Source organism: Staphylococcus sp. EG-SA-15, from assembly GCF_017151895.1.
GTDB classification, from domain to species: Bacteria; Bacillota; Bacilli; order Staphylococcales; family Staphylococcaceae; genus Staphylococcus; species Staphylococcus aureus.
This window is the reverse complement of record NZ_JACVZN010000013.1, coordinates 24853-40308: the sequence shown is the minus strand read 5'-3', so window position 1 is coordinate 40308 and position 15456 is coordinate 24853. Positions and strand designations below refer to the sequence as shown.

The following is a 15456-nucleotide window of genomic DNA, read 5'->3' as shown; positions in this document are numbered from 1 at the left end:
TGTGCACAATATAAAAGTAAAATTAGAAAGATAGTAAGCAAAATTTGGAAATTTTCGATAGAGTCTAATTAAATTATTTGGTGCATAATTAATATAGATTTCAAACCTATGTATTTCAAAAAACAATACATAGCCATTTTGAACTAACTTGCTAATCTTTTATTGATATTCAACTATGTTATAAAAAAAGCAAATTGACCAAAATGGAAGTTTGAATCAAAAAACATTAAATGTACCCATGACTTAAATTTTATCGCCATTATTTAAGTTTGGACATACACTTTTGTCATCAAACGCTGAAAATTAGTACGATTGAAATCACTTCTTGTTATAAAAATTCTTAGTAGCCCTGTTACAAAATATTCGCTACAAATTATTCAAATCAACAACAATAACCATCAACTAAGAAATTTTAAACAATCTACTAAAAAATAAAGCGTTTAAAAGTTCTGTTTAGAAAACATCAAGATAAGTATAAACATCTAGAAAAGTGAACATCTAAGAAAATCCATCTAGTTATTGCCGTAACAATTAGAATAATCATTTGAAAAAGTGCATTAGACAACGAAATTCACCATCAAGATAATGAAGCAACAAGAAACAGCACACATCAATGAATTAACACCTTAGATTCATCATGAGAAAATGCATGGCACAACTAGATTTACCATCAAGATAATTCTTAAGCAGCGAAGAATTAATATCTAGAAATGCATAAACATCTTAGATTTTACATCAAGAGATGCGATAACTATAAACAACTAGAAACGTCACCAAGATAGTGCAACAACAAAGAATCAGCATCTTGAAATCGCACTAACATCTAAGAATCAACATCAAGTATTATATTAACATCATAGATAACTTCATCAAGACAGGCATCCACATCTAAGAAACTCATCTAGAATAGCTAACACCTAACATCAAAGAATATTCATCAAGAACAGTATCTAACAGAACTTTTTGACTATATATGAATTAATTATGTTACTAGCTAAATCATCTATTATTAACTTTCACACTCAATTTCTACATCTAATATCAATTTATTAACAATAGAATTAGCAGCAACAAGATATTACTTAAAATTACTCCCCCGAATTTAAAATATAAACAATGTAATAATTAAGGGTATAAATTGATTTATGCTGTAACTAATTAAATGTGTATGGTATCTTCTAACATCATGAAACGCATTTTAATATAGATATGTACATTTAAACCTTGAGAGATAGATTATAGTAAACTTTAGTACAAAGTATGAATTGCTGAACTCCAATGACTACTATTTGTCCGTTACAACTAAAGTTTCAATCTATCTCTTTCTTTTTGTGTTTAAAACACGACTTTGTAGTAAATATTGAACATCATATTTATTAGCAAGTTCTGCTAAAAAATCTAATAAAGTTTGGGTGTCGATCTTACTATTAATAAAATCAGCTTTAAGTAGTTTTGATTGTTTTCTTTCTTCTTCATTCGCACATTTTTTAAAATATCCCCACATATGATCAAAAGCATTACATACACTTCCTATACTCGGTTCAATTAACAAAGCATCATCAATCATTTGTTGGACTTGATGAAGTGATAAATCCGTTTTTAAAGCATTCCTTATCATTTGATAAGACTGTTGACTGTGTAACAATACATGATATTTTTCCTCACGCCAAAGCTGTTCGATATGGCCACGTTCTTTCATAAAATTACCTCCGATAATTAATGTTAATATACATGCATATAGTATAGCAATAAAAATGAATGCGCTATCAAAAATGTTGTAGGTGTTTATATAAAATGATAATAGAGTGTTGCAAATATTTTTGGAACCGGTTACAATAAAGTGGAATAAATGGAACCGGTTCTAATTAGGAGGCTAAATATATGAATTATAAGCAATCCGCAGAAGAAATTTTGAACGCGATAGGCGGAGAAGAGAATTTAGATGCAATGGCGCATTGTGCAACGAGACTACGATTAGTTTTAAATGATGAAAGTTTAGTAAATGAAGAGGCGCTAAACAATATGGATGTAGTTAAAGGGACATTTTCTACTGGGGGACAATACCAAATTATTATTGGGTCTGGTACTGTCAATAAAGTATTTAGTGAACTGGAAAAATTAACTGGAAAAGAAGCATCAACTACTTCGGAAGTCAAAGCACAATCTGCTAAAAATATGAATCCGTTACAGCGATTTGTAAAAATGCTTTCAGATATCTTTGTTCCGATTATACCAGCCATCGTTGCTGGTGGTTTATTAATGGGGTTAAATAACATTTTGACTGCGAAAGATTTATTCTTTTCAGGTAAATCATTGATAGATGTATATAGTCAATTTGCTGGATTAGCTGAAATGATAAATGTTTTTGCGAATGCACCATTTACATTATTACCAATTTTAATTGGATTTAGTGCAGCAAAACGATTTGGTGGCAATCCGTTTTTAGGTGCTGCATTAGGTATGATATTGGTTCATCCATCGCTAATGAGCGCATACGATTTCCCAAAAGCAGTTGAAGCAGGTAAGGCTATTTCATATTGGGATGTATTTGGTTTGCATATTAATCAAGTAGGTTATCAAGGACAAGTGTTACCTATGCTTGTAGCAGCTTATATCTTAGCCTCAATTGAAAAAGGGTTACGCAAAGTTATTCCAACGGTGTTAGATAATTTGTTAACACCATTGTTATCTATTTTTATAACAGCATTTCTAACATTTTCATTTGTAGGTCCAATCACTCGACAATTAGGTTACTGGTTATCAGATGGTTTAACATGGCTTTATGAATTTGGTGGTGCAATTGGTGGATTAATATTCGGATTATTGTATGCTCCGATTGTTATTACAGGTATGCATCATAGCTTTATAGCTGTAGAAACGACATTAATTGCAGATGCCACTAAAACGGGTGGATCATTTATATTCCCGATTGCGACAATGTCTAATGTTGCACAAGGTGGTGCAGCAATTGCAGCGTTCTTTATTATTAAACAAAATAAAAAGTTAAAAGGTGTGGCATCTGCCGCAGGTATTTCAGCATTACTTGGTATTACAGAACCGGCTATGTTTGGTGTTAACTTAAAACTAAGATATCCATTTATTGGTGCTATCGTTGGATCAGGTATTGGTTCAGCATATATTGCTTTCTTCAAGGTTAAAGCAATCGCATTAGGAACTGCTGGATTGCCTGGATTTATTTCAATCAATCCAGTACATGCAGGATGGTTACACTACTTTGTTGGTATGACAATATCATTCATCGTTGCCATAACAGTTACTTTAATTTTATCGAAAAGAAAAGCAAATAAAGAAGTTGTAGAATAAAAAAAGAGGTATGACAGTAATCAAAGTATCAGTCATTGCAAATGCAATAGGATGAAACTTTAAGCTGTCATACCTTTTAATTTAGTTATAATTTCTGTTTACGCCATAAGAAAATACTAACAATTACGACAAGAATTAATGAAATACCTACCACAATAATCCAAGATATATAACTATGGTCATCAATTGGCAACGGCACATTCATACCGAAGAAACTAAATACGAGCGTTGGTAACGTTAATAGTACCGTGAAAAGTGTTAATGTCTTCATAATTGTATTCATATCATTAGATAATAAGGAAGCGTATGATGTTGTGATACTTTCTAAGATACGTTGATGTAATTCTGTTGTTTCGATGGCTTGGTTATTTTCAATGATTAAATCTTCTAGTAATTCTTCATCTTCTTCAAAACGTTTAATTGCAGGTAAACGGAATAACTTTTTAATAATTGTATCGTTACCTTTTAAGGCAGCTAAAAAGTATACTAAACTTTTTTCAACTTCCATTAATTTGAAAAGTTGTTTGTTAGTAATGTTATTTTTTAGTTCTTTCTCAATACGAATTCTACTTTTATTAAGTAATCGTAAGTTACGATTATAATGGTCGGCAATAGTAGTTAAAATTTCTAATGCAAATCTGCTGTGAAATTTTAAATTAATATCACGCTTAGGTAAATTTTCTAAAAATTCATTTTCAGCGTCACAAACTGTTACGATAATACCGTTGCCAATAATAATGCCTAATGGAATCGTTACAAAAGATAGAACGCTACGATTAGTTGAATTGACGATAGGTAAATCAATAATGATTAATGAGTAACCAGTATCTTCGTCATATTCAATACGGGAACTTTCTTCTGAGTCCAAAGGGTCACGTATAAAGTCTTCAGGTATATTATATTGTTCCATAAGATTTTCAATTTCTTCTCGGTCTGGTTCTACTACATTAATCCATGACGCTGTATGATCTAATGGTGTTTTTATAATATGTTTATCTATATCTTCAGAATGTCTGAATGAAGTAATCATGATATATAGTTCCTTTCTAAAGGATTTAGGAAAAGCGAGTATTACTTAAGTTAGTGAATCAAGGTTTGATTTATGCAAACGGTTTTCTGCCATTATTCTTAATGGACCATTAAAAATAATATTATGCACATGTTTAGCTAATTCATCAACTGAAATGGGCTGTTTGTCCATTACCCAGTATTTAATAATTGAAATTGTTGCTCCGGAAACGTAACTGTAAAAATACATCTCTGGAATGCCTCCGATAGAATGATTGATACTAATATAACGTTGCATATTATTTTTAATATGTTCGTTGATTTTCAATTCTAATTGACTCGTGCGTTCCAATTGTAAAATAGTATGATAAAACTCTAAATTATCATGAATATGCTGGAAAATATTTTTGAGTATATTATTTACAAAAGTATTCGCAATGTCTTCAATTGAAGAACCGCGTAACAAATCAAATTGAGTATATGTCGTTAGTTCTGAAATATACTCATCTTCCATATCTGCGAGTAACATATATTTATCCTCGTAATGTAAGTAAAATGTCCCTCTATTGATATCGGCGCGTGTTGTTATGTCACGAATGGTAATCTTTTCTAAATCTTTTTCTTGTAGTAATTTAGTGAATGCTTGTTTAATGGAGGACTTTGTCTTTCTAATTCGCCTATCTTCTTTCAAAAATAAATCAACCTCCTTGTGTTATTGAACAATGTGGGTGTATTTGTCTATTAATAAACGTATTGATGAACATTGTGTATTGTTTATTCCCACTTACATATTATAATAGACAACATGCGAAATATTCAACACATTGTCTAATAAGGAGGTAATTAATAAAATGAATATATTTAAAAATAAATTATTATGGATTGCACCAATAGCAACTATGATTATCTTGGTAATCTTTTCTTTAGCTTTTTATCCTGCATATAATCCTAAACCAAAAGATTTACCAATTGGTATATTAAACGAGGATAAAGGTACAACGATTCAAGATAAAAATGTTAACATTGGTAAAAAATTAGAGGATAAATTATTAGATAGTGATTCTAATAAAATTAAATGGGTTAAGGTTGATAGTGAAAAAGACCTTGAAAAAGATTTGAAAGATCAAAAAATCTTTGGAGTAGCTATTATTGATAAAGACTTTTCAAAAGATGCTATGAGTAAAACACAAAAAGTAGTTATGGATAGTAAAAAAGAAGAAATGCAACAAAAAGTTGCTTCAGGTGAAATTCCGCCACAAGTGGTTCAACAAATGAAACAAAAAATGGGGAATCAACAAGTAGAGGTTAAGCAGGCTAAATTTAAAACGATTGTAAGTGAAGGATCAAGCTTACAAGGTTCACAAATTGCATCATCTGTGTTAACTGGTATGGGTGATAATATTAATGCTCAAATTACGAAGCAAAGTTTGGAAACATTAACGAGTCAAAATGTTAAAGTCAATGCCGCGGACATCAATGGTTTGACGAATCCAGTAAAAGTGGATAATGAAAAACTTAATAAAGTTAAAGATCACCAAGCAGGTGGTAATGCACCATTCCTAATGTTTATGCCAATTTGGATAGGTTCAATCGTAACGTCTATCTTATTGTTCTTTGCATTTAGAACTAGTAACAATATCGTCGTGCAACATCGTATCATTGCTTCAATTGGACAGATGATATTTGCAGTTGTTGCAGCATTTGCAGGTAGCTTTGTTTATATTTATTTCATGCAAGGCGTTCAAGGATTTGATTTTGACCATCCAAATCGTATCGCAATTTTTGTAGCATTTGCGATTCTTGGTTTCGTGGGCCTTATTTTAGGTGTTATGGTATGGCTAGGTATGAAGTCAGTTCCAATTTTCTTCATTTTAATGTTCTTTAGTATGCAACTTGTAACGTTACCTAAACAAATGTTGCCTGAAAGTTATCAAAAATATGTATATGATTGGAATCCATTCACACACTATGCAACAAGTGTAAGAGAACTATTATACTTGAATCATCATATTGAATTAAATAGTACAATGTGGATGTTTATAGGGTTTATGATTTTTGGCGCTGTATCAAGTTTAGTTTCAGCTATTGTTAGAAAACATAGCACAAAACGTACTGAAGTGCCGTCATAATTTAATAAATAGAAATAATAGCTATACAAGACGTTTGTAGCGAGCGTCATGGTATAGCTATTTTATTTGTATAGCGCTTGATGTAAAGTTATTTTAGCTGTCATACTATGTGCTAAACCAAATTCAGTTGTGTCATATCTTCGCTTTTTTGTCACTGTTATAATAGGTATAATCGGATATAATGAAAAGGTGAGGGAGGATTCAAAATGCGTAGGTTATTATATTCATTTCTTTTTTATATGATCATAGGTTTATTTAGTGGCTTTTTCTATAGAGAGCTAACAAAAGCATATGATTTTACTGGTACAACACAATTATCACTTGTACACACACATACACTTATTTTAGGTATGTTTATGTTTTTAATATTATTACCATTGGAGAAGTTATTTAAATTATCAAGTTACTACTTATTTAACTGGTTCTTCTATGTATATAACATAGGTGTTATCGTTACTATAGGTATGATGGTGACAAAAGGATTCTTCCAAGTCACTGGTAAATCATACTCTCCAGAAGCATTTGCAGGCTTTGCAGGTATTGGGCACACAGGTATGCTTGCAGGTTTATTGTTGCTATTTTTCCTTTTAAGACAAGCAATTCTTAAAGAACCACGTGATGAGTCTTTTAAAAAATAATATAACTAGAACTAAAAAATATACACATCTTTCAAAGGAACATTGTTGTTTCTTACTTTGAAAGGTGTGTTTTTATATTGTGATGGGATAGTTATTGATAATTCATGGCTAACTATGCGATTTATTTTAACAATATAAATATTAATAGTATAATGGCTTTAAATGATAATAATTATCAATTTGAGCGCGTTAATGAAAGAAATGAATATAGAGAGTCATAGGAGGCACATAATGAAAGACGTTACAATCATTGGTGGCGGTCCGTCTGGTTTGTATGCAAGCTTTTATGCTGGATTGCGAGATATGTCTGTAAGATTGATAGATGTTCAATCTGAATTAGGGGGTAAGATGAGAATTTACCCTGAAAAAATTATTTGGGATATTGGCGGCATTGCGCCAAAACCTTGTCATGAAATTTTAAAAGATACAATTAAGCAAGGATTATATTTTAAACCGGAAGTTCATTTGAATGAACGTGTGGTAGATATTAGGAAAAAGGCAGAACGTCATTTCGAAGTTGAAACAGAAGCGGGAGAAATATATACATCGAAAGCAGTTATCATTGCAATTGGTGCGGGTATTATTAATCCAAAACAATTAGATGTTAAAGGTGTAGAGAGATATCAATTAACTAATTTACATTATGTTGTACAAAGTTACAGACGTTTCAAAGATAAAGATGTATTAATATCAGGTGGAGGAAATACAGCATTAGATTGGGCGCATGATATTGCCAAGATTGCTAAAAGCGTGACAGTTGTTTATCGAAAAGAAGATGTAAGTGGTCATGAAGCGATGAAAACGTTGGTGACAGATTTAAATGTGAAACTATGCCCAAAAACACGTATTAAATACTTGGTCGGCAATGATGATGAAACGCATATAAGTGAAGTTGTTTTGGAACATGTTGAAAGTGGCGATACGCATACAGTTAAATTTGACGATGTCATTATTAGTCATGGGTTTGATCGTTGTAATACATTATTGAGTGAAACATCTTCAAAGCTAGATATGCATGATGATTGTCGTGTTAAAGGATTTGGTAATACGACAACTAGTATACCTGGTATCTATGCGTGTGGAGATATTGTTTATCATGATGCAAAATCACATCTAATTGCAAGTGCATTTAGTGATGGTGCAAATGCAGCGAACCTTGCTAAAACATATATCCAACCAGATGCGAATGCAGAGGGTTATGTTTCAAGTCATCATGAAGTGTTTAAAGAAGCGAATAAGACTATTGTAAATAAACATTTATACTAGGTTGATATATTGTGTGATGAAAAGTGGGGTAAATAATGGTTAAAGTGACATATGATATTCCGACTTGCGAGGATTATTGCGCATTAAGGATTAATGCAGGTATGAGTCCAAAAACGCGCGAAGCAGCTGAAAAAGGATTACCTAATGCCTTATTTACAGTAACCTTGTATGATAAAGATCGGTTAATTGGTATGGGTAGAGTGATTGGCGATGGAGGAACTGTTTTTCAAATTGTTGATGTTGCAGTTTTGAAAAGTTACCAAGGTCAAGGTTACGGCAGTCAAATTATGGAACATATTATGAAGTATATTAAAAGTGTATCTGTCGAAAGTGCATACGTTAGTCTGATCGCAGACTACCCAGCGGATAAATTATATACAAAATTTGGATTTATACCTACCGAACCAGATTCAGGTGGAATGTATATTAAGTTTTAAAAATAAAAAGACATCTCGCAAAACGGGATGTCTTTTTCATGAATACTATTTATCTACACCGAAATCGATAACAATGCGGCCTTTATTTTCATGATTAATTACTTTGTTAAGTTGTTCTGGAAGTTCATCAAATGTAATAACTTGCTTGATCTCATGTAAATTTTCAGGCTTTAAATCTTTTGCGAGACGACGCCAAACGCGCTGTCTTAATTTCATAGCAGTAAATACTGAGTCAATTCCTAAAATGTTTACGCCTCTTAAAATGTGAGGGAATACAGAATTAGTATAAGTATTGCCGGCAGTCATACCAATAACTGCAATTGATCCACTATGATTTAAACGTTTTGTAACATAATTAATACCTTCGCCACCAACAGGGTCTACACAAGCTTGCCAAGTTGATGATGCGAGTGGCTTTTTATGATCATCTTCAACAGGAAGTCGATCGATAACTTCTTTGGCACCAAGTTCAAGTAATTGATCGCTAACATCTTGTTTACCTGTACTTGCGATAACTTTATAACCAAGTTCATTAAGCATGAGTACTGCTAAAGTACCGACACCACCTGAAGCACCGCGAACGAGTACAGGACCATCTTCAATATTCATTCCAACTTTTTCAAGTCTTTCAATTGCTAAACCGGCAGTATAACCAGCTGTGCCATATATCATTGATTCTTCTAATGTTAAAGTATCAGGAAGCTTGATAATCCATTCTGATTTTACACGCGCATATTCACTAAAACCGCCATAATGGCTAACACCTAGGTCATAACTCGTTACAATTACTTGTTCTCCTTTCTCAAATCCTGGTGCTTCGGATTCAACAATTGTTCCAGCTAAATCTATTCCTGGAATCATAGGATACGATTTTACGACTGCATTATGATCTTGAGTCGCTAAAGCATCTTTATAATTTATACCAGAGTAATGTACTTTAATCAGCACATCTCCTTTAGGTAAATCAGTAGGCGATAATTGTTTGAAAGTTGGTGTTACTTTACCGCTCTCATCTTTATCAATTACAAATGCTTTAAATGTTTCTATCACAACGATACATCCTCTCTTTTTCTCTTTTGAAAATACGGCCATTTTACTGGAATAAATGTATCATTTATTGATGTTACACACAATCAATACAATTTGTAATTGATTTGTGTTAATGTATTTTTAAATAGTTTTGGCTGAAAAATAACATAAGTAATATTTTGATTCGATCACTGTTTATTGGAGGATTTATATGGCTGGGATAATCAAAGAAATTTCAAAACAAGATGCTAGTGAATTAGTTGAATTAGCAACTAGAACATTTTATGACACGTTTGGTTCTTACTATGATGACAAAGATTTTGATCAATTTTTTAAAGACAATTATACTGTAGAAAAATTTACACAAGAGATTAACCATGTAGATTCATTTCATTATTTTTATCAAGAAGATTGTGCGAATGTTGGTTATATAAAGATGAATATTAATAGTGCTCAAACTGAAGAAATGGGGGAGACCTATTTAGAAGTGCAGCGCATATATTTTTTGAAAGACTTTCAAGGTGGCGGAAGAGGTTCACAATTGATAGAATTAGCCGAAAAAATTGCTCAAGAACATAATAAACATAAAATTTGGCTAGGAGTTTGGGAGCATAATCCTCGTGCTCAAGCATTTTATAAACGTCATGGATTTAAAGTGGTTGGTGAACATCATTTTCAAACAGGTGATGTAACGGATACAGATTTAATTATGGAAAAAGAGTTATAATGATTGTTTTTGCAGCAGATAAAATGAAATCATAGTAATAAATATTGTGTATACCTTGAAATGCTAAATGCGTAATGAATTGTTAAAGTAAAATAATTAAAGTTATAGAAAACATAAAATTCACAAAAATTAAATAATAATGAACAAAAATTAGGGTATAATAAAAAGAACCTTAGATTGTAGTTATGGATATTGTGATAATTCAGATCATATTAATGTTGACGTCTTTGGTAACAAGCCATGAAAAGATACACATGGTAGATATGTATTTCAAGATTATTCAATGAATATCGAATTATAGGAGGAGATATGTATGAAAAGATTAGTTACAGGGTTACTAGCATTATCATTATTTTTAGCTGCATGTGGTCAAGATAGTGACCAACAAAAAGACGGTAATAAAGAAAAAGATGATAAAGCGAAAACTGAACAACAAGATAAAAAAACAAATGATTCATCTAAAGATAAGAAAGATAATAAAGATGATAGTAAAGACGTAAACAAAGATAATAAAGATAATAGTGCAAACGATAACCAGCAACAATCTAATTCAAATGCAACAAACAATGACCAAAACCAAACAAATAATAACCAATCAAGTAATAACCAAGCGAATAATAATCAAAAATCAAGTTACGTTGCACCATATTATGGACAAAATGCCGCGCCGGTTGCACGTCAAATTTATCCGTTTAATGGAAATAAAACTCAAGCTTTACAGCAATTGCCAAATTTCCAAACAGCTTTAAATGCGGCTAATAATGAAGCAAATAAATTTGGTAGTAATAATAAAGTGTATAATGATTATTCTATTGAAGAACATAATGGCAACTATAAGTATGTGTTTAGTTTTAAAGACCCAAATGCAAATGGAAAATATTCAATTGTAACGGTTGATTATACTGGACAAGCAATGGTTACTGATCCAAACTACCAACAATAATGTTAATATAACTATGATGCAAGTTAAAAAAATAAAACGGTAAACTCTATAATATGAATTAGGGTTTACCGTTTTTTGCGTATTTTAAAGTATCAAAGTTTACGTTTTATAGTACTTTTAAACCTCATTCACAGCCACTGAGAAATTTAAACACTATTGATTAGATGTCATCTTAGACAATATAAGTTGTGAAATAGATTCTAATGGTTGTTCTTTATGTTGTATTTGTGGATATTTAATCACTGGTATTGCCTGGGAAATTAAATTATTAATTAATAATTGTCGGTCTGTATACCAAATTTTTGATAGATGACGCCAAATATCTTCGTTAACACCTTGAGACTCAATGTATTGACTGTGATTTGGAGTGTATAATGCTACTGTTTTGTCTATAGCCATCGCATCAAATATTATATTTGAGTAATCAGTGATAACGACATCAGACATTAGAATTAAGTCTTGAGCACTAAGATACTTTGGTGCAACAAGCGCCTCTTCTGGTAAGATCGCTTCATCAACACCCTGAACCACAACATGATAGGCTTTGAATAAAGCATCTGATAGTGGTAATTGTTGCGCACTCTCTAATCCAATAGGTGCGTATAATAAAACTGGTTTTTGATCATTTATTTTAAACGATTTCTTATACTGTTGTTGAGTAGTACTTTCGTTACGCTTTTGTAGTAAATATTGGTGTTTAGGATTACCATAAGCCAATACATTTGCTTGGTGACTAGGAAAAGCCGTTTGATAAAAGTGGCTAATATCATCAGCAGAATGTATAACATAATCGAATTGCAACCAGCGATTATACCTTTTAGCACGATAAAAAGGTGTTTCTATATTTTTAATAGGCTCTTTACTATCTAAAAATAATTGCATTATTGGTGTGCCTTGATGTAATTGAATTAAAGTACCGTTTGGTTGTAACGTTTCAGGTATATCATTTTCAACTATAACTACGCGTGCGCTGTTAATCAATTCGTCAGCTTTTTCAGACTTAGGTGATATGAAATGTGGTCCGCGACGATCGTCAGTAACAAAATAACAGGCAGTCATTGGATTATGTTTAACGAAGTAAGTAAATAAATATTTTGAATTACCTATATATTGATGATGATCACCGATAAAAACGATGTGATCTTTTAAAACGTTTGGTTGCTTCGTATACAGGCCGAAGTTTTGTAATTGTTTGTTATCAGCACGTTGCTTTGCTATTTTATATAACCATTTAGGTAGCATAAACTTGGTAGAATACAACCAATTATCTGGCGAATTAAGTTGTTCTGAATCCTCGATAAAAAGGTTGCGAAAAGGTATAGGATGATGATCAATATAAGCCATTTTATTCAAATAAAACTGAGACATCATATCAAAATCTTCAATAGTTTTAATAGTTTCCCATATTGAAGCACTTGTTGCTAAAGGGGCTTTAAAATCAAAAACGACATGACCATCGATTGATAAATCACCTTTCAGAAGTGTCAATAAAGCTAAATCGAAAATCGTTTCTACAGAGTAATAATGTATTAAATCAAGAGTCTGTTGAATCGCATATATCAGGTTAGGATAATAATTATTGTTTTGAGCCCAATCGGCAATGTTGATCGATGATTGACCGAAATAGTGACAATCATTTTTGTATTGTCCATCCACAGTATAATCAACCACGATAGACTTAGGATATAATTGAACCGCATCTAACATAGATTGATAAATCATTATCTCATTGGCATATGGAACGACATGTGTATAACCTTCAGACTGAGCTTTCATTAATTGAGATTCAAACTTTTGCATATTAGAAACATTTATCTGTTTAATCATTGCTATAACTTCCATTTCTCATCGTAGTATCTTCCTTATTTTAGCACGGTCTTATGTAAAATTCATGAATAGTATAAGTTACTTCATTACATTAAGTACAATTCATTTTGATGAACAGATTTAAAATGAAAAATAAAACAATTAAATAGGAAAGTGATATTGTTAATAGTCTGAAAAAATGGTATATTTTAATTGTGAAAAAAATCACATTAATCTCACTGTTCTGTAAAATGTTATCGATAACAAAATGCTATAGCCAGAGCATGATTTTAATGAAGCAATTACACTACTACTTTATGGAAAGAAGAGTCAGCCTATGTTAGTAAATACGTTTAACCCATTTGATAATTTATTATTATCGTCTTTAATTGCAGCAATACCGATTGTACTGTTTTTACTATGTTTAACTGTTTTTAAAATGAAAGGTATTTATGCAGCTATTACAACACTTGTTGTAACATTACTAATTGCAATACCATTTTTCAAATTGCCAGTTGGTATCGCTTCTGGTGCAGTAGTCGAAGGTTTCTTCCAAGGTATCATTCCGATTGGCTATATCGTTATGATGGCAGTATTGTTATACAAAATTACTGTTGAATCTGGACAATTTTTAACAATTCAAGATAGTATTACAAATATTTCACAAGACCAACGTATTCAAGTTTTACTTATTGGATTTGCATTCAACGCATTTTTAGAAGGTGCAGCAGGATTTGGTGTACCAATTGCAATTTGTGCACTTTTATTAACACAATTAGGATTTAATCCATTAAAAGCTGCGATGTTATGTTTAGTCGCAAATGCAGCGTCTGGTGCTTTTGGTGCGATTGGTATCCCTGTAGGTGTTGTAGAAACGTTGAAATTACCTGGAGATGTTTCAGTATTAGGTGTTTCTCAATCAGCAACTTTAACATTGGCAATCATAAATTTCATTATTCCATTCTTACTTATCTTTATTATTGATGGTTTTAGAGGTGTTAAAGAAACATTACCAGCAATTTTAGTAGTTTCAATCACATATACACTTACTCAAGGATTATTAACTGTATTCAGTGGACCTGAATTGGCAGATATTATTCCACCGTTATTAACAATGTTAGCATTAGCAGTATTTTCTAAAAAATTCCAACCAAAACACATTTATCGTGTTAATAAAGATGAAGAAATTGAACCTGCAAAAGCACATTCTGCAAAAGCAGTATTACATGCATGGAGCCCATTCATTGTATTAACAGTCATTGTAATGATTTGGAGTGCGCCATTCTTTAAAAACTTATTCTTACCAAATGGTGCTTTATCATCATTAGTATTTAAATTCAACTTACCTGGAACAATCAGCGAAGTTACGCATAAACCATTAGTATTGACTTTAAATATTATTGGACAAACAGGTACAGCTATTTTATTAACTATTATTATTACAATTTTAATGTCTAAAAAGGTTAACTTTAAAGATGCAGGTAGATTATTCGGCGTTACATTTAAAGAGTTGTGGTTACCAGTTCTTACAATTTGTTTCATCTTAGCAATTTCTAAAATCACAACTTATGGTGGTTTAAGTGCAGCAATGGGTCAAGGTATTGCTAAAGCAGGTAATGTCTTCCCAGTTCTATCACCAATTTTAGGTTGGATAGGTGTGTTTATGACAGGATCAGTTGTAAATAACAACTCATTATTTGCACCAATTCAAGCTTCTGTTGCACAACAAATTGGAACAAGTGGTTCACTTCTTGTATCTGCTAATACAGTTGGTGGTGTAGCGGCAAAATTGATTTCACCACAATCAATTGCAATTGCAACTGCAGCAGTAAAACAAGTTGGTAAGGAATCAGAATTATTAAAAATGACATTGAAATACAGTGTATGTTTACTAATATTCATCTGTATTTGGACTTTCATCTTGTCATTATTATAAAAAAACGTATTTCAAAATATAAATATACAGAAGGTGAGATGTTTTCTAACATCTCATCTTTTTTTTATGGATCATTAATGAAAGAAGTTTGACATTATAATAATGGTAGCGCTTTATGTTAAAATGAATAGTGAGTAATCAGCAATCAAATTAAATTGGTTGATAGCTGTTAAGGTTTGTGGTTTTGTCTTTGTGCTATCGCACATAAAGTAT

14 protein-coding genes are annotated in these 15456 nt (G+C 31.6%); 9 read left to right on the top strand and 5 right to left on the bottom strand.

Annotated features, from left to right (window positions below; translation table 11 throughout):
* Positions 1-1315: 1315 nt before the first annotated feature.
* Positions 1316-1699: a YbgA family protein gene (locus tag IDG64_RS07585; RefSeq protein ID WP_000664361.1), complete on the bottom strand. Its 384-nt coding sequence runs from the start codon at positions 1697-1699 to the stop codon at positions 1316-1318.
* Between the two features lie 182 nt (positions 1700-1881).
* Here IDG64_RS07585 and IDG64_RS07580 point away from each other — a divergent pair, with 182 nt between their 5' ends.
* Entirely contained in the window at positions 1882-3324 is a 1443-nt protein-coding gene (locus IDG64_RS07580) for a sucrose-specific PTS transporter subunit IIBC (protein WP_001108129.1), read from the top strand.
* Positions 3325-3409: 85 nt separating this feature from the next.
* Here IDG64_RS07580 and IDG64_RS07575 read toward each other — a convergent pair whose 3' ends face one another.
* Together IDG64_RS07575 and IDG64_RS07570 are read right to left on the bottom strand one after the other, a co-directional pair.
* Positions 3410-4354 (bottom strand): magnesium transporter CorA family protein, encoded by a 945-nt coding sequence (locus IDG64_RS07575; protein WP_000633068.1) that lies wholly within the window; start codon positions 4352-4354, stop codon positions 3410-3412.
* Between the two features lie 45 nt (positions 4355-4399).
* A complete protein-coding gene (locus IDG64_RS07570; protein ID WP_000656766.1) occupies positions 4400-5023 on the bottom strand; it encodes a TetR/AcrR family transcriptional regulator in 624 nt (207 codons plus the stop codon).
* 160 nt (positions 5024-5183) lie between these two features.
* Here IDG64_RS07570 and IDG64_RS07565 point away from each other — a divergent pair, with 160 nt between their 5' ends.
* The 5 genes from IDG64_RS07565 to IDG64_RS07545 all read left to right on the top strand — a co-directional run bounded on the left by IDG64_RS07565 (position 5184) and on the right by IDG64_RS07545 (position 8802).
* Positions 5184-6461, top strand: a complete 1278-nt coding sequence (locus IDG64_RS07565; protein ID WP_001020030.1) for a YhgE/Pip domain-containing protein — start codon at positions 5184-5186, stop codon at positions 6459-6461.
* A gap of 206 nt (positions 6462-6667) precedes the next feature.
* Complete coding sequence (locus IDG64_RS07560) at positions 6668-7099, top strand: DUF2871 domain-containing protein (RefSeq protein ID WP_001253464.1); 432 nt, start codon at positions 6668-6670, stop codon at positions 7097-7099.
* 104 nt (positions 7100-7203) lie between these two features.
* Positions 7204-7320, top strand: coding sequence for a hypothetical protein (locus IDG64_RS07555; RefSeq protein ID WP_001806771.1), 117 nt, complete (start codon positions 7204-7206; stop codon positions 7318-7320).
* A gap of 10 nt (positions 7321-7330) precedes the next feature.
* Entirely contained in the window at positions 7331-8365 is a 1035-nt protein-coding gene (locus IDG64_RS07550; protein ID WP_000655972.1) for an NAD(P)/FAD-dependent oxidoreductase, read from the top strand.
* A 35-nt stretch (positions 8366-8400) separates the two neighbouring features.
* The gene (locus IDG64_RS07545) at positions 8401-8802 is read left to right on the top strand and encodes a GNAT family N-acetyltransferase (RefSeq protein WP_000241610.1); all 402 of its coding nucleotides are present in this window, start codon (positions 8401-8403) and stop codon (positions 8800-8802) included.
* Between the two features lie 45 nt (positions 8803-8847).
* Here IDG64_RS07545 and IDG64_RS07540 read toward each other — a convergent pair whose 3' ends face one another.
* Entirely contained in the window at positions 8848-9852 is a 1005-nt protein-coding gene (locus IDG64_RS07540; RefSeq protein ID WP_000573240.1) for an oxidoreductase, read from the bottom strand.
* 190 nt (positions 9853-10042) lie between these two features.
* On the opposite strand from IDG64_RS07540, the gene IDG64_RS07535 reads away from it, so the two are divergent.
* Both IDG64_RS07535 and IDG64_RS07530 read left to right on the top strand, forming a co-directional pair.
* The gene (locus IDG64_RS07535; protein WP_000907321.1) at positions 10043-10558 is read left to right on the top strand and encodes a GNAT family N-acetyltransferase; all 516 of its coding nucleotides are present in this window, start codon (positions 10043-10045) and stop codon (positions 10556-10558) included.
* A gap of 313 nt (positions 10559-10871) precedes the next feature.
* Entirely contained in the window at positions 10872-11501 is a 630-nt protein-coding gene (locus tag IDG64_RS07530) for a hypothetical protein (RefSeq protein WP_000827001.1), read from the top strand.
* 153 nt (positions 11502-11654) lie between these two features.
* On the opposite strand, the gene IDG64_RS07525 is transcribed toward IDG64_RS07530, so the two are convergent.
* A complete protein-coding gene (locus IDG64_RS07525; RefSeq protein ID WP_024936894.1) occupies positions 11655-13328 on the bottom strand; it encodes a CDP-glycerol glycerophosphotransferase family protein in 1674 nt (557 codons plus the stop codon).
* A gap of 316 nt (positions 13329-13644) precedes the next feature.
* Between IDG64_RS07525 and IDG64_RS07520 the strand changes: the two genes are divergently transcribed.
* Positions 13645-15243 carry an L-lactate permease gene (locus tag IDG64_RS07520; protein ID WP_000960854.1) on the top strand — a complete coding sequence of 533 codons (1599 nt, stop codon included), beginning with the start codon at positions 13645-13647 and terminating at the stop codon, positions 15241-15243.
* Positions 15244-15456: the final 213 nt, after the last annotated feature.